Raw genomic sequence first — 16650 nt, 5'->3', positions numbered from 1 at the left:
CAAACATAAATCAAAGCAAACAAAGAAATTCAGGATAAATTACACAGAAGATCCAATCATGAAAATAATTCAATAAAAAAGATAATACCAAATAAAAAAAGAAAAACACAGAAATAAATCTTGATTTATTTATTTTTGAGTGGTAATATAAATTAAAACAAAGATAAAACAAGATAAAAAAAGATAAATGACGTATTTATAGAGTTAAACATTTATTTGGAGGATGAGGTAATGGGGTCGTATTATTTGGCGATTGATATAGGCGCATCGAGTGGGCGCCATATCTTGGGCTGGCTGGAAAATGGTAAAGTACGCATTGAAGAAATTTATCGTTTTGAAAATCACTTGATTGAAAAAAATCAGCATCTTTGTTGGGATTTAGACCAGCTGTTTCAAGAGGTTTTAGCAGGACTTAAGATGTGCAAACAATATAATCGTATTCCACAAAGTGTTGGAATTGATACGTGGGGTGTAGATTTTGTTTTGCTTGATGATAAAGAAAATGTGCTGGGTGATACAATTGCTTACCGTGACAGCCGTACGCAAGGCATTGATGAAGAGGTATATAAGATTATCAGTGAAGCGGATTTATATCATCGCAATGGTATTCAAAAACAAATTTTTAATTCCATTTACCAACTGTATGCGATTAAACTTAAGCAGCCGGAACTACTACAAAAAGCACATTCATTCCTGATGATTCCAGAATATTTAAACTTTTTACTTACTGGAAGTATAAAGAATGAATACACCAATGCAACAACAACACAGTTGGTTCATTCGACTACACAAGATTGGGATTTTGATCTGATCGATAAATTAGGATTGCCAAAACAGATTTTTGGTACATTATATCAACCAAAATCCAGCGTTGGACAGTTTAGACAAAACATTCAGGACGAAGTTGGCTTTTCAGCTGAAGTGGTCTTACCAGCAACACATGATACCGGTTCGGCAGTACTCGCGGCACCTTTGGTGGATGGAGATTCTATTTATTTAAGTTCAGGAACATGGTCGTTGATGGGTGTTGAACGAATGATACCGGATTGTACCGAAAAAAGCCGCCAGCAAAATTTTACGAATGAGGGGGGATATCATTATCGCTATCGTTATTTAAAAAATATTATGGGATTATGGATGATGCAGTCATTGCGCACGGAATTTAAACACCAATATAAATTTTCCGAATTATATGAACTTGCTAAAATGGGCGATTATTTTCCTTCCTATGTTGATGTAAATGATGTTTCTTTTTTAGCCCCCAAAAGCATGAGACAAGCACTGCAAGCGTATTGTGAAAAAACAAAGCAGGAAAAACCGGAAACGGAATGTGAACTTTTGGCTTGTGTTTATAAGAGCCTGGCAAAATCTTATGCTGAAACAGTACATGAAATTGAAGCTGTAACCGGTAAAACCTATACTTGTATTCATATTGTCGGTGGTGGCTGTCAAGATGAGTACCTTAACAGCTTAACCGCAAAATATACCGGAAAAGATCTCTACGCTGGTCCGATTGAAGCCACTGCTTTAGGGAACATACTCGCGCAGATGTTAAAAACCAATGAACTTAAAGATTTAATTGAAGCGCGTGAATGCATAAAAAAATCATTTGATATTAAAAAAGTTGGAGCGTGATCGTTTATGACAAGATTTGAGTCCGCGAAAGAAATGTATCAAAATATTGGCGTGGATGTCGATGCAGCCTTAAAAAAACTGAACAATGTAAAAATTTCAATGCATTGCTGGCAAGGAGATGATGTAGCAGGATTTGAAAATGGGTCGAGCCTTGATGGTGGCATTGCAGCAACGGGGAATTATCCTGGAAAAGCAAGAAATTCAGCAGAATTAATGGCTGATTTAGATAAAGCATTTAGTCTGATACCGGGCAAGCATAAAGTCAATTTGCATGCTTCGTATGCAATTACAGATGAAAAAGTCGACCGAGATAAATTAGAGCCAAAACATTTTAAGGCTTGGGTGGATTATGCGAAAGATCGCGGTTTGGGACTCGATTTTAATCCAACGTTATTTTCCCATCCCAAAGCTGCCAATGGATTAACTTTATCGAGTCCCGATAAAAAAATTCGTCAGTTTTGGATTGACCACTGTAAAGCATCACGGAAAATTGCCGAATATTTTGGCAAAGCACTAAGAACAACGACTCTCAATAATATTTGGATCCCCGATGGTTATAAAAATGCGCCAGCGGATCGTCTGTCACCGAGAAAACGTTTAAAGGAGTCATTAGATGAAATTTTTACCCAAAAAGTAGATGCAAAATATATTGCGGATTGTGTTGAATCAAAAGTATTTGGTATCGGTTTTGAATCTTACACAGTAGGGTCATCTGAATTTTATATGAATTATGCAGCGAAAAACAATATTATGTGTCTTATGGACACCGGTCATTATCATCCAACCGAAGTGGTTTCTGATAAAATTTCAGCACTGTTATTATTTTCGGAAAAATTAGCCTTACATGTATCACATCCAGTTCGCTGGGACAGTGATCATGTTCTTGTTTTAAATGATGAATTAAAAGAAATTGGTAAAGAAATTGTTCGCAGTGATGCGCTTGACCGCGTATTTATCGGACTTGATTTTTTTGATGCAAGCATCAACCGTATTGCAGCTTGGGTGGTAGGTATGCGCAATATGCAAAAATCATTACTGGAAGCACTTTTAATGCCAAATGATCACTTAGCAAAGCTTCAGGAAACGGAGAACTTCACAGAACTTATGGCATTGCAGGAAGAACTGAAAACGTATCCAATGGGAGATATTTGGGATTATTTCTGCAAAATGAACAATGTTCCTGAAAAGCAAAATTGGCTTATTGATGTAAAAAATTATGAGAAAGCTGTTTTAGCAAAACGAAGTTGAAAAACGGCATAAAAGATATCTTAAATAAAGGGGATCGAATGATATGAAAGTTACGGAAACAAATTTTGTGAAAGGTTTCATCCGTGTTACGAATGATGCTTTTCAAAAAGGCTGGCATGAAAGAAATGGCGGAAATTTGAGCTATAGAGTGAAGGATAGTGAAATTGCAGAAATTAAAGCTGCTTTAAAAACTCCAACGCAATATATTCCAATTGGTGTGAGTGTGCCAAATTTAGCCGGTGAATATTTTCTTGTAACGGGCAGTGGAAAATATATGCGTAATATCATTTTGTGTCCAGAAGACAATATTGCGATTGCCCATATTGATGAAAAAGGCGAAAACTATGCCATTGTGTGGGGTTTGGAACATGGCGGCACTCCAACCAGCGAATTTCCAACACATTTAATGAATCATAGTATAAAAAAGGAAATAACAAAAGGAAAATATCGGGTTATTTATCATGCCCATCCAGCAAACATTATTGCTTTAACCTTTGTTTTGCCGTTAAATGCCAAAGCTTTTACACGTGAGATATGGGAAATGGCAACGGAATGCCCCGTTGTGTTTCCACAAGGGGTTGGTGTCGTTGACTGGATGGTCCCAGGGGGAAAAGATATTGCAGTGGCAACAAGTAAGCTGATGCGACAATATGATATTGTCATTTGGGCGCATCATGGGATTTTTTGTGCCGGTGAAGATTTTGATTTAACATTTGGACTAATGGACACGGTAGAAAAATCGGCGGAAATTTGTGTTAAAGTTCTTTCGATGGGAGGGAAAAAACAAACGATAAGCAGTCAGAATTTCAGGGATTTGGCAAAAGAATTTAAAGTGAACCTGCGAGAAGACTTTTTAGAGTGAAAAAATGTTAGATCAAAATAGTATACAAAATTTATGACCTTTGTAAAGAAAACTATTGAGGTGTCAAATGTGAAAGATATAGTAAAATGGAAATTTCAAAAAACGGCTCAAAATATGATTGAAAAACTGCAGGGAAATGGATTTGAAGCATTTTATGCGGAAGATTTGTCGGATGCCAAATCTCAGGTTTTAAAGCTGTTGCCAGAAGGTGTAACGATTGGACTGGGAGGATCAATAACCATTGAAGATATGGATATATTAAAAGATTTAAGGTCTGATAAATATAAATTGATTGATCGTTATCAGCCACAAGATAGTGCACAACATATTTCTCTTTTTAGAGAAGCATTGAGGGCAGATTATTTTTTTACGGGAGCAAATGCAATCACAAAAGATGGTGAAATTATTTGTACCGATTGCTCAGGTAATCGAGTGGCGGCTATGATGTTTGGACCTGAGAAGGTGATTATTGTGGTCGGTGTGAATAAGCTAGTCGATAGTATTGAACAGGCATTAAAGAGAATTAAGACCATTGCACCGATGAATGCACAAAGAAATCATCACCCAACACCGTGTGCGGTATCTGGTGTATGTGAAAACTGCCATGTACCAGAACGCATGTGCAACTATACAGGAATTATTCATACGGGGTTTAGATTTGAAGGGAGGATAACAGTAATTGTTATAGCTGATTCAGTAGGTTTGTAAAATGGTTCTAATATTAAGAAAAATCAAATTTTTTGAAAGGGGTTTTGAGTGTAGAAGGCAGTTTCAATGCAATAAATCTAGTTCGAAGGGATGTAAATGAAATGAAATCAAATATATCAAGTACAGTCACTAAAGCAAACATAATAGCTACAATCAATTTACTTATGGATAATTTGGTTAATATTAAAGATGAAACAGGTAAGTTTTTATTAACACTGGATGATGGTCGCATTATAGATACAAAAGGTTGGGGGGGATGGGAATGGACCCATGGTATTGGTTTATATGGAATGTATAAGTATTATGAGTTAACGGAAGACCAGAAGACGTTAGAGATCATAAATGGCTGGTTTGATACTCATTTTTTAGAGGAAAGCACAACCAAAAATGTCAATACAGTGGCACCTTTTTTGACATTGGCTTATTTATATGAAGATACAAAAAAGAAATCTTATCGTCCATATCTTGAACAATGGATGGATTGGGTAATGTATGACATGCCAAGAACCGAAGAAAATGGGTTGCAGCACATTGTGTATAATAGTGAAAATCCGCAACAGATTTGGGATGACACACTTATGATGTCAGTATTGCCATTAGCGAAAATTGGTAAGACCTTCAATAATACAGCTTATATTGAAGAAGCAAAAAAACAATTTTTACTACATATTAAATATTTGGCTGATAAGAAAACAGGCTTGTGGTTTCATGGCTGGACTTTTGAGGGTCGTCACAATTTTGCGAATGCTTTGTGGGCTCGTGGAAATTGCTGGATTACAATAGCAATTCCAGAGTTCATTGAACTTTTAGATTTAGCAGAGGGTGAAGCCGTCCGTGAGTCTTTACTTGATGCCTTGAAAAATCAGGTAGAAGCCCTGAGCAAATGTCAGGATAAGACAAGTGGTTTGTGGCATACCGTGCTGGATGATAAAAGCTCTTATTTGGAAGCATCAGCAACCGCTGGTTTTGCTTATGGAATATTGAAAGCAGTTCGTAAACGCTACATTGATAAAAAGTATGAAAAAGTAGCAATTAAAGCAATATATGGGATTTTAAGTAACATTGATGATACCGGTGAATTGAAAAATGTTTCTTTTGGTACACCTGTGTTTAATTCGATTCAAGAATATAAGGATATTCCACTTACGTCAATGCCTTACGGGCAGTCGATGGCGATATTATGCCTGTCTGAATATTTACATAAATATATATAAAACAAATTTATCTGTTTTTGAAGACTCTATTTTCTCAATATTAATTATTTTTCAATGAATTTGAATTTTTTTATTTTTAATTAAATTCTGGTATGTTTTGTTTGTTAAAAATCATAAATATAAGAATGTATCATATTTTGAAAAGGATCGTGAAAATTATGGTTAAAACAGAAAGAAAATTGAAATTTCTTAATTATTTTTCCTATGGTATAACAGACTTTATTGGAGCTGGAGCTTTTGCACTTACTAGTGCTTGGCTGCTTTACTTTTATACGACATTTTGTGGTCTTACGCTCATTGAGGCAAGTTCAATATTTGCATTGGCGCGTATTGTCGATGCTGTGGCTAGCCCTACCATGGGATTTATAACAGATAATTTCCATAAAACTCGTTTAGGAAGAAGATTTGGCAGACGTAAATTTTTCTTACTAATCAGTATACCTTTAGTTATTTGTTACTCTTTTATATGGTTGAGTGGTTTTTCTTATCTATATTATCTTACAACTTATATTATGTTTGAAGTCGTTTATACGATGATTTTGATCCCTTATGATACGTTAGCTGCAGAAATGACGTCAAATTTTAAAATTCGGGCCAAACTTACGAGTGCCAGAATGTACTGCGCACAGTTTTCTGCTTTTTTAGCAGCATTTTTACCTGGACGGTTAATTAATGCTTTGGGAAAAGAATCGGCAAATTCTTTTCTCTATGCGGGTATTATTTTTACTTGTATTTTTGTTGTTGTGTTGTTTATGGTTTATAATTTCACCTGGGAAAGGTCATTGAAGGAAATCGAGATGCTTGAAGCAGAATCCGATACAGACAAAACAAAACTTAATTTTTGGCAGAATGTAGAAAAAATTTACATTGATTTAATTACAACTCTCAGAATACAGACCTTTCGTGCTCACTTAGGTGTATATATTGGCGGATATCTAGCACAGGATACTTTTAATGCAGTCTTTACATATTTCATTGTATTTGCTTTATTTAAAGATGCTGTTTTGGCATCTAACTTATTGGCACTTATGTATATATTCCAACTTGCTGGTGTAGCGATAGCAACTTATGTAACGGTGAGGGTCAACCCTGGGTTAGCGTTTCGTATTGTGTCCTTTTTATTTATGATTAGTATTTTTGGTTATCTTGCAGTTTATGGTTTTGGTGGCAGTGAAATTTCTTTATATGTTGTATCAGCGATTGCAGGGCTTGGACGTGGCGGCATAAATTTTATTCCTTGGAATAATTATACATTTGTTCCAGATGTTGATGAAATTGTGTCTGGTGACAGAAGAGAAGGGGTTTTTGCGGGATTTATGTCATTTTTAAGAAAAGCATCTCAGGCTTTGGCAATATTCGTCGTTGGTGTTATTTTGCAGGAAAATCACTTTGTTTCAGGTGTAAAAGTGCAATCTCCAGAATCTTTAACGGCTATAGTTATTGTATTAGTAACAGTACCGCTTGTATTTTTAATGATTGGGATTTTTAGTTCCTACAAGTTTAAAATAACGAATGCAACACATGCCATTCTTAAAAATGAAATTGCTAGAGTTAAAAATGGAGGTCTTAAGAGTGATGTGGATACTGAAACTCGTCAGGTTATTGAAGCTATGACTGGCTGGAAATATGAAAATCTTTGGGGTAATAACCCAGTTGGTTATCGAAACTGGGTGAGATACAATGCAAAAAAGAAACAGGATAAGAATGAGATAATTACCAAAATCATATAAGTGGTTTTAGCGTAAAAAATAGCGAAAGTTTTATAGATTACTAATATATGTTTGACGAGGAGTTGTATTTGATGAAAATGAAACGAAATTTAGTGTTGGCAATAGTGGTAGGTGTACTGAATTATAATACCGCCTTTGCATCAGTTGAAAATCCTTTTGGAGATGTAGATACAAGTAGTTGGACCTATGGATCTATGGAGGTTTTGGCTCAAAATGGTATCATTGATGGAGCTTCGTTTGCCAATGGTAAAACATTAACTCGTTATGAGATGTCTGCTTTAGTAGCAAAGGCTATGTGGAAATTTGATAAATCAAATGCTACAGTAAAGGCCGCGACACAATCTAATCTGGAGAAACTTGAAAAAGAATTTTCTCCAGAATTACAAAATATGGGAGTACCAATTTCATCGAACATACAGGCACAACTTCAAGCCCCCATTAAGACGGAAGCGGCTGGAATTAGTTTTAGCGGTGGGTCACGCATGCGTTATCAAATTAATCCAAATTTAGCAGGAACAAATAAGACTAGTTCTGATCCTTCGCGGTTTCAAGAACGTTTTTCATTAAATATTTCGGCTCCCGTAGCAAATAAACTTACTTTTAATGCACAATTATGGACAGAAAATAGTATTGCTAAACGTAATGTAAATACAAATGTCAAGACATCTACAAATGTGGCGCCAATTTTTGATAAAGGTGAATTTGTATGGAAAAATGCCAGTACTATACTGACGATTGGACGTTTTCAGCCAATACTTGGACAGGGTATTATTTATGCTGGTGGTGAAGGAAACGCAATGGATGGTATCTATGGAACATATAAAATTGGTTCTAAATTTGCAATGTCCGTAGGATATGCTGATTTGAATGCAGGTTTTAACACAGGTGTTACAGTTAATGCTGCTATGCAGAATGTGGAATATAAAATTACAGATAAGGCAACTTTGACAGTTGCTCATATGAAAATTTTAAATAATCCTAATCTAGTAGGTTATCTGCAAAAAAATGGTTCATCCTATAAATTTGATCAGTATTCTTTTGGTGGAAAAGTGAAAACTGGAGTGACTACCATTATTCTTGAAGGCGTGAAAAACAATGCAAGTGGTCTTCCAGCAGGCGCACAACGGAATGGGGTTTGGGGAAGAGTACAGTGGAAGACATCGGATTATCAAAATCCAGGAACATGGCAGACATCTATTGATTATTTAAAGATGGGGAATTGGTCTATTGATTCTGATTTTTGGAAAATTGTTTTACCTGTTCCAGGGGGCAATGGTATTAATGGAGATGGTGCTCAGGGTTTTGGTTTTGACTTTGACTATGTTGTTGCTAAAAATCTTGATGTTGATTTTAAATACTATGCATTGAAACCATATGATAGCAATAAAAGCAGTTTCTCGTCATATAGTCCATATTTAGGGTTTATAACGAATTGGAGATTTTAAGGTGGTATCTGAATGCAAGAGACGATAAGTGTTCAAGATCATGGTGCAGTCGGAGATGGCAGAGTATTAGATACAAAAGCATTTCAGGCAGCTATTAATGCGGTGGGAGAAAATGGGAAGGTTATTGTGGAACCCGGTCAATATTTAGTAGGTGCTATATTTCTTAAGAGTGATATGGAATTTCACTTGCAAGAAGGAGCGGTTCTATTGGGTTCAAAAGATATTAGAGATTATCCGCTCATATTTTCTCGTGTTGCAGGAATTGAAATGGATTGGCCAGCAGCAATTGTCAATGTGTTTGATAAAGAAAATGTTCGAATTACCGGTAAGGGGATAATCGATGGACAGGGTGAGTATTGGTGGGATAAATATTGGGGTACTGATGGGCATGGTGGGCTGCGGAAAATTTATGACAGTAAAAACTTGCGTTGGGTTGCTGATTATGAAATACAGCGACCACGGATGATTTTGGTTTTTAATAGTGAGAATGTTGAAATACAAGATTTTACGGCTAAAAGGTCAGGTTTTTGGACAGTTCAAATTACATATTCTAATAGAATTCATATACATGACATGGTTATTAAAGATAATTTGGGACCGAGTACGGATGGGATTGATATTGACTCTTCTAGGCAGGTGTTGATTGAAAACTGTGTGGTTTCTTGCAATGATGATGATATAGTAATAAAATCTGGAAGGGATGCAGATGGATTGAGAGTCAATCGAATCTGCGAAGATATTGAAATTCGTGACTGCACAATCCTCTCTGGAGCCGGAATTACTCTGGGGAGCGAAGTTGCTGGTGGAATTCGTAATATACGGATTCATAATATTTCATTCCAAAATACGGACTGTGGGTTTCGAATAAAATCATCTCGCTTTCGGGGGGGATTTATCGAAAACATTTTTGTAGAAAATTTAAAAATGTTAAATGTCCAGTTTCCCTTTTCGTGGTTAATGGACTGGTTCCCAGAATACAATAAAATGGCTATTTTGCCAGAAAAATTAGTCCAGCAAGATATTCCAGAATATTGGAAAAAAATTATTAAACCAGTTCCGATAGAAAAACAGGGAACACACGTGAAAGATATTTGTATTTGTAATGTGGTTTCAGCCTTTGAATTCAATTACGATAAATCATCGCGCGCTTTTGATATCCAAGGTTTTGCTGATAAGCCAATGCAGGATATTTTATTTGAAAATGTTAAGATTCAGGCAGGTGAATTTGGTAATATTATTGCCGTGGAAAATTTTCAGTTGAAAAATGTTGTAGTTTCTGCAAAACATTGCAATCAGCCGGAAAATGATATATATGATCATAGGTAAATATTTTGTAGAAGGTGATGCTATTTTTATGGAGAAATTTGCTTGGAAAGCGATTATACATGAAGGAAAATTAGAAGAATATAAAAAACGTCATGATATGATTTGGCCAGAATTAAAACAGGTATTGAAAGATGCGGGTATTTGTAACTATTCAATATGGTATTTCAATAACGAAGTGTTTGGTTATTTTGAATGTGAAAAAGGAGTTGATTATGCAGAAAAAGTACAAGCGGCAAGCCCTATTGTTGACAAATGGAATGAATATATGGAAGACGTCATGACAATGGTTATGGATAGAAAAACAGGAGCACAGCCTAAACTGGAGCAGGTTTTTTATTTGGAATAAAGGAATTGTATGAAAAAAATTTGCAATAACAAGACTCAATGTCTTGATTTATATAGTATCGTGGGCTTTAAAAACAATATCAAAAGAAAATAGGGAGGCTTTTTTATGAAACGTTATCAAATGTTTATGAATGGGGAATTTATTTCCAATGATGAAAGAAAAATGATCTCCGTTATCAATCCATCGACCGAAGCAATCATTTCTGAGATTCCTGAAGGAACTCGCGCTGATGTGGATGCTGCTGTAGTGGCTGCTGAACAGGCACAAAAATCGTGGGCGAAGCTTCCGGCTAGTCAGCGAGGAGCTTATCTACATGAAATTGCGCAAGGCATTCGAGACAAGGCCGAAGATTTAGCGCGGGTTATTGCCGACGAACAGGGGAAGATTTTATCGCTTGCACGTGTCGAAGCAAACTTTACGGCAGATTATATGGATTACATGGCCGAATTTGCGCGGCGTTATGAAGGCGAAATTATTCAGAGCGATCGTCCTAATGAAAATATCTTTCTTTTTAAAGAACCAATTGGCGTTGTGGCTGGAATTTTGCCTTGGAATTTTCCGTTTTTCCTTATTGCTCGTAAATTAGCACCTGCGTTAGTAACAGGAAATACCATCGTAATGAAGCCGAGCAGAGAGACGCCTAATAATGCTTTTGAGTTTGCTGCAATTGTTGCTAAATCTTCTTTACCGAAAGGTGTTTTTAATCTGATATCGGGTACGGGTTCTGTCGTTGGAAATGCACTGGCTGGACATCCGAAAGTTGGTATGGTGAGTTTCACGGGGAGTGTTCCGGGTGGTGTTGCAGTTATGAAAGCAGCATCGGATAATATAACGAAAGTTTCTTTGGAATTGGGCGGGAAAGCTCCGGCGATTGTGATGGCCGATGCCAATCTCGATTTGGCAGTGAAGTCTATTCATGCTTCACGTATTATTAATTCGGGACAAGTCTGCAATTGTACAGAAAGAGTTTATGTACATGAATCTATTGCGGATAAATTCATTGAAAAAATGATTATTGCAATGAAAAATACAAAGTGTGGTAATCCTTTAACGGATATGGATATTGATATGGGACCTTTAGTCAGCAAAAATCAATTGGAACAAGTAGAAGCTGCTGTCCAAGGAGCCATCAAAGATGGAGCAACTTTGGCATTCGGCGGTAAACGGGCCAACACGAAAGTGGGATTTTTCTTTGAACCTACGGTGCTCACGAATTGTCAGCAACATATGGATATTATGCACAAAGAAATTTTTGGACCAGTATTGCCGATTGCAACTTTCAAAGATTTAGATGAAGCAATTGATTTGGCGAATGATTGTGAATTCGGACTTACTTCATCTATTTTCACACAAAATATTGATGTTGCGATGCGAGCTTGTCGAGAAATAAAATTTGGTGAAACTTATATTAATCGAGAAAGTTTTGAAGCAATGCAAGGCTTTCATGCTGGCTGGCGTAAATCTGGAATTGGTGGTGCCGATGGCAAGCACGGCTTAGAAGAATATCTACAGACTCATGTTGTATATACGCAATATGATCAAAATGTGAAATAAAATATTAATAAACAACATGTAAAAAATCGAAAAACACCCAATCTAAATGGTAGAATAAACCATTTTAGATTGGGTGTTTTAGATCTGTCGATCAGGTGAGTTGACTTTGTTGTTTGTTCCTATTATAATGATTTCATATTTAGTAATAGTGAACTTTAGGCTATAACAACCCAAAAGATACTATTGTGATTTTCAGGAGGTACAGAATGATAGATAAAAAATCATTGCCGCCATGTCCGGTTGAAACGATGCTGGTGCTGATGGGCGATAAATGGAAAGTTTTGATTGTTCGTGATTTGCTTGAGGGAACGAAACGGTTTGGAGAGCTGAAAAAATCAGTTGGTACAATTACTCAAAAGGTACTTACGCAAAATTTACGGGCTATGGAAGAAAATGGACTATTAACGCGTAAGATATATGCGGAAGTTCCGCCACGGGTGGAGTATACTTTGACCGAGGTTGGAAAAAGCTTAAAGCCGGTGCTAGATACCATGTATGCCTGGGGTGAGCGATATCAGGAATCGATATAAAAGATAACGAATTAGAATGACAGAATGAGGGATGCTTTATGAATACGATGCAAGATAAAAATATCCGTTCCGGCGCGGCAGCTGCGATTGGATCTTATGTTTTATGGGGAATATTGCCGCTTTATTGGAAGTTTTTACAGGAAGCATCCGCTTATGAGATTTTAGCCCATCGGATTTGCTGGTCGTTTGTCTTTATGCTGGGGTTATTGTTTTTTATGAAAAAAATAGCAAATTTTAAACAAACAACAAAAATACTTTGGCAAGATAAAAAAAGGACTTTTTTGCTGTTTTTGGCGGCTCTTTTAATCAGTGTAAATTGGTTTGTATATATTTGGGCAGTCAATCATGCTCGTATTCTTGAAACCAGTATTGGTTATTATATGAATCCATTGGTTAGTGTCTTCTTGGGAATGATCATTTTTAAAGAAAAATTAAATTTTTGGAAAAAAGTGAGTCTGTTTTTAGCTGGTATCGGGATTTTAAATATGACGATTCAGTTTGGTACAGTCCCTTGGATTTCTTTACTTTTGGCAAGCAGTTTTGCCTTTTATGGCGCTTTGAAAAAAATGATTCAGCTCGATCCAATTGTAAGTATTACGTTGGAAACATTTATGGTTTTGCCACTGGCAATGGTATATTTATTATATTTGGTCGGGATTGGTGAAAGTCATTTTGGTTTTGCTTATCCGCATGTGACTTTATTATTGCTTAGTACAGGTGTTGTTACAGCGATTCCATTACTTTTGTTTTCCAAGGGAGCCAATATTTTGCCACTCAATGTTATGGGGTTTTTTCAATATTTGTCACCCTCAATCAGTTTATGTATTGGTGTGACGGTATTTCATGAAGCATTTAGTTTCATACATTTATTTTCGTTTGGCTTCATTTGGCTCGGCTTACTGATCTTTTCATTTTCGGAACGAGCAACTTTTCGGCAGCCATCGTCGTGTAGTTAAACCTTAATGATTTATAAGAAAATGTACAAAGCAGGTTCTTTTGGACCTGTCTTTTTACGGTAAAAGTGGATTCTATTTGATAAAAACAAGGACTGGTATAAGTGAATTAGAAATTCACTTATACCAGTCCTTGTTTAATTTTTCACGTCTCTATATGTTGGAGATTTATTTGTTTGTGATTGTATTTGTTGTTTTTGTTTTGTCGGCAATATACTCACGCAATAAGTTTATATGGATCATCATAGAATTGCGGGCGCTTATAGGATCGCCGTTTATAATAGCATCAATCGTTTTACGATGATAGATGAGAGTGTTGTTGTCGCGAAGAGAATCGGATGTGGCGATGATGTTTCGTTTGATAGATGTATTTAAAATGTACGATAAATTATTAATTACCGCATTGCCACTGGCTTCCGCTATTAATTTATGTAATTCGATGTCTTCGTGTCCATATACGGCCTGTTCTTTAATGAGTTTCTCAACGATTAAACATTGCTTTTCTAATTGTCGACGCTGTCCGACTGTAGCATTTAATGCAGCCAACATAGCCGTTTGGGGTTCGATCATGGTTCTGACATCGAGCAGATCTAAGGCTAGACGATCATTATCATAAATAAATATAAGCCCAAGCGGGTCATCGGGTATGCCACACTTCGACGAAATGAAAGCACCGGATCCCTGTTTGACTTCTAATATATTTCGGGCACTCATTATTTTGAAAGCTTCACGCAAGGTGGATCGTCCCACGTCCATTTTTTTGAACATCTCATTTTCTGTAGGCATTTTATCACCAGGCATCATTTTATTTAAAATTATAAACTCTATTATTTTACTGGCGACTGTTTCCGCCATCGATGGTAAATTTTTTTTTACACTAGACATAGTATCACTCCTAACATATTTCTTGAAAAGTATTCTTATTATATTATAAATTCATTTTATTGTAAATTGGAAGGCAAGGCAAGATAGATTTGTGATATAAATATATTAAAGTTATCTGATGAATTATATGAACAAAATAATTCAATTATAAATATTTATTTAAATACATGCAATTTTATAGTATTTACAATAATAAATGATTCAAAATATTGAAAAAAATACTTGCAAAAAATATTTATGCGTGATATGTTAATACTATAAATTCATCAGGTAAGATAATGATATTGGTCTGATGAATTTATAGTTTATATTATTTACTAATAAAAGAAAGGTCGCGGTTTTTTTATGAAAGCAATTATTTATGAAGGTCCTCAAAAAATATCTGTTAAAAATGTAGCGGATCCGCAGGTTAAATCTGGAGAAGTATTAGTTAAGGTATCTTATGCAGGAATATGTGGAACTGATTTAAATATTTATGCAGGTACACATCCGCGTGCGAAAAGTCCGTTGATACCCGGGCATGAGTTTTCTGGTATAACGATGAGTGATAGCAAGCGATTCTCTAAAGGAACAAGAGTTGCGGCATATCCATTACTTTCATGTGGACATTGTGAACCTTGCATGACAGGTAATGAGCATGTATGTGATACGCTTGGCTTATTAGGTATAGATTGTAATGGAGCAATGGCAGAATATATTTCTGTTGCAGAAGAAAAACTTATAAAATTGCCCGATACAATGTCTGATAAATTAGGTGCATTTATAGAGCCTGTAGCGGTTACAGTGCATGCTTTACGTGAAACAGGTTTTGTACCTGGATCAAAAGTCATCGTTTTTGGATGTGGTACGATAGGGCTTTCAACAGCATTGACATTACGCATTTTTGGTGCACTCGAGGTAACTATGGTTGAAACAGATGAAAGTCGTGTAGCAATTGCCAAATCAATGGGATTTGATGTTTTTAATCCTATCGGGGTAAATATGGAGAAATTTGTTCGAGAACAAACAGATGGTATTGGTTTTGATTGGGTTTTTGATTGTGCAGGCGTGCAAGCGGTCGCAGATGTTTTACTTGATGTTGTAAAAGTGAAAGGACGTATTGTTATTGTAGCCGCTTATAAAAAAGCAGCAGTTTTGCCATTGATAAAAGGCATGTTCAAAGAAACATCTTTTTCATTTACACGTGTATACCGCTATAAGGATTTTGATATAGCTGCTAAGATTATGCAGCATGAAGAAAATTATGAAAAAATAATTACACATTTATTGCCACTGGACGAAGCGCAAAAAGGTTTTGACCTTCTTACGACGCCAGGAACAGGTGCGATAAAAGTAATGTATAAAATATAAGATTGGTAATGCTTTACACAGTTGATGCCAATAAATGGAGGTTGATTTTTATGTCTTTTATGGAAAAATTTTATTTGAAGGGAAAAAAAGCTATTATCACAGGTGGGGCGCATGGTCTTGGTGCTGGAATAGCCGAAGGGCTTTGTGAAGCGGGGGCTGAAGTGGTGATTATTTCATCAAGTAATCGATGCATAGAGGCAGCAGAACGTCTTACTAAAGCCGGATTTTTGGCACATGCAGTTCAGGCAAATCTTATGAAAAGAGAAGAAGTAGAAGAAGGGTTTAATAAAGCACTTGGATTGCTGAATGGAAAAATAGATATACTGGTAAATAATGCTGGTATCCAGAGACGTCATAAATGCGAAGAATTCCCTATGGAAGATTGGGATGATGTAATCAGCATTAATTTAAATGCAGTATTCCAAATGTGTCAGCTGGCTGGGCGGGTGATGCTGGTCAATGGCGGTGGTAAAATTATAAATTTGGCATCTATGCTGAGCTTTTTTGGTGGTTTTACTGTAGCAGCTTATGCGGCTAGTAAGGGTGGCGTGGCACAAATAACCAAAGCATTGTCGAATGAATGGTCAGGTCGCAATGTACATGTGAATGCTATTGCTCCAGGATATATGGATACGGAAATGAATGTAAATTTAGTCAATGATGAAAGTCGTAATACCGAAATTTTAGGACGTATTCCTATTGGTCGTTGGGGTACACCTGAAGATATGAAAGGGTTAGTTATTTTTCTTGCTTCAACAGCTTCGGACTATATTAATGGTGCGATTATTCCAGTTGATGGTGGATATTTAGCTAAATAAAAAACATATCCGTAGTATTTAATATAATTATCAGAATATATAGTTA

15 protein-coding genes are annotated in these 16650 nt (G+C 36.1%); 14 read left to right on the top strand and 1 reads right to left on the bottom strand.

The window, feature by feature from the left end; all coding sequences use genetic code 11:
* Positions 1-231 precede the first annotated feature (231 nt).
* From rhaB to rarD, 12 genes are all read left to right on the top strand, one after another.
* Positions 232-1635 carry a rhamnulokinase gene (gene rhaB / locus F606_RS0115745; RefSeq protein ID WP_019554852.1) on the top strand — a complete coding sequence of 468 codons (1404 nt, stop codon included), beginning with the start codon at positions 232-234 and terminating at the stop codon, positions 1633-1635.
* Between the two features lie 6 nt (positions 1636-1641).
* Positions 1642-2883, top strand: a complete 1242-nt coding sequence (locus tag F606_RS0115740) for an L-rhamnose isomerase (protein ID WP_019554851.1) — start codon at positions 1642-1644, stop codon at positions 2881-2883.
* A gap of 43 nt (positions 2884-2926) precedes the next feature.
* Entirely contained in the window at positions 2927-3745 is an 819-nt protein-coding gene (rhaD, locus tag F606_RS0115735) for a rhamnulose-1-phosphate aldolase (protein ID WP_019554850.1), read from the top strand.
* A 69-nt stretch (positions 3746-3814) separates the two neighbouring features.
* Positions 3815-4453: a lactate utilization protein gene (locus F606_RS0115730; protein ID WP_019554849.1), complete on the top strand. Its 639-nt coding sequence runs from the start codon at positions 3815-3817 to the stop codon at positions 4451-4453.
* A gap of 101 nt (positions 4454-4554) precedes the next feature.
* The gene (bglB, locus tag F606_RS0115725) at positions 4555-5667 is read left to right on the top strand and encodes a beta-galactosidase BglB (RefSeq protein ID WP_019554848.1); all 1113 of its coding nucleotides are present in this window, start codon (positions 4555-4557) and stop codon (positions 5665-5667) included.
* A 158-nt stretch (positions 5668-5825) separates the two neighbouring features.
* Positions 5826-7397 (top strand): MFS transporter, encoded by a 1572-nt coding sequence (locus F606_RS0115720; RefSeq protein ID WP_019554847.1) that lies wholly within the window; start codon positions 5826-5828, stop codon positions 7395-7397.
* A 71-nt stretch (positions 7398-7468) separates the two neighbouring features.
* Positions 7469-8842, top strand: coding sequence for a hypothetical protein (locus F606_RS0115715; protein WP_019554846.1), 1374 nt, complete (start codon positions 7469-7471; stop codon positions 8840-8842).
* A 12-nt stretch (positions 8843-8854) separates the two neighbouring features.
* Entirely contained in the window at positions 8855-10168 is a 1314-nt protein-coding gene (locus F606_RS0115710; RefSeq protein ID WP_019554845.1) for a glycoside hydrolase family 28 protein, read from the top strand.
* Positions 10155-10514, top strand: a complete 360-nt coding sequence (locus F606_RS0115705; RefSeq protein ID WP_019554844.1) for an L-rhamnose mutarotase — start codon at positions 10155-10157, stop codon at positions 10512-10514. The genes F606_RS0115710 and F606_RS0115705 overlap by 14 nt, the downstream gene beginning before the upstream one ends.
* 105 nt (positions 10515-10619) lie before the next feature.
* Positions 10620-12068, top strand: coding sequence for an aldehyde dehydrogenase (aldA, locus tag F606_RS0115700; RefSeq protein ID WP_019554843.1), 1449 nt, complete (start codon positions 10620-10622; stop codon positions 12066-12068).
* Between the two features lie 206 nt (positions 12069-12274).
* Positions 12275-12598, top strand: coding sequence for a winged helix-turn-helix transcriptional regulator (locus F606_RS0115695; protein ID WP_019554842.1), 324 nt, complete (start codon positions 12275-12277; stop codon positions 12596-12598).
* Positions 12599-12636: 38 nt separating this feature from the next.
* On the top strand, positions 12637-13554 hold the full coding sequence (gene rarD, locus F606_RS0115690; protein ID WP_019554841.1) for an EamA family transporter RarD: 918 nt from the start codon (positions 12637-12639) through the stop codon (positions 13552-13554).
* Positions 13555-13719: 165 nt separating this feature from the next.
* Here rarD and F606_RS21355 read toward each other — a convergent pair whose 3' ends face one another.
* Positions 13720-14436: a FadR/GntR family transcriptional regulator gene (locus tag F606_RS21355; RefSeq protein ID WP_019554840.1), complete on the bottom strand. Its 717-nt coding sequence runs from the start codon at positions 14434-14436 to the stop codon at positions 13720-13722.
* A 345-nt stretch (positions 14437-14781) separates the two neighbouring features.
* Here F606_RS21355 and F606_RS0115680 point away from each other — a divergent pair, with 345 nt between their 5' ends.
* Positions 14782-15786: a zinc-dependent alcohol dehydrogenase gene (locus F606_RS0115680; RefSeq protein ID WP_019554839.1), complete on the top strand. Its 1005-nt coding sequence runs from the start codon at positions 14782-14784 to the stop codon at positions 15784-15786.
* Between the two features lie 50 nt (positions 15787-15836).
* Positions 15837-16604, top strand: coding sequence for an SDR family oxidoreductase (locus tag F606_RS0115675; RefSeq protein ID WP_019554838.1), 768 nt, complete (start codon positions 15837-15839; stop codon positions 16602-16604).
* Positions 16605-16650 lie beyond the last annotated feature (46 nt).

It is taken from the genome of Propionispira raffinosivorans DSM 20765 (genome assembly GCF_000381065.1).
GTDB lineage: Bacteria > Bacillota > Negativicutes > Selenomonadales > Selenomonadaceae > Propionispira > Propionispira raffinosivorans.
Note: the sequence above shows the minus strand (reverse complement) of the source record. Positions and strands in the feature narration are given on the sequence as shown.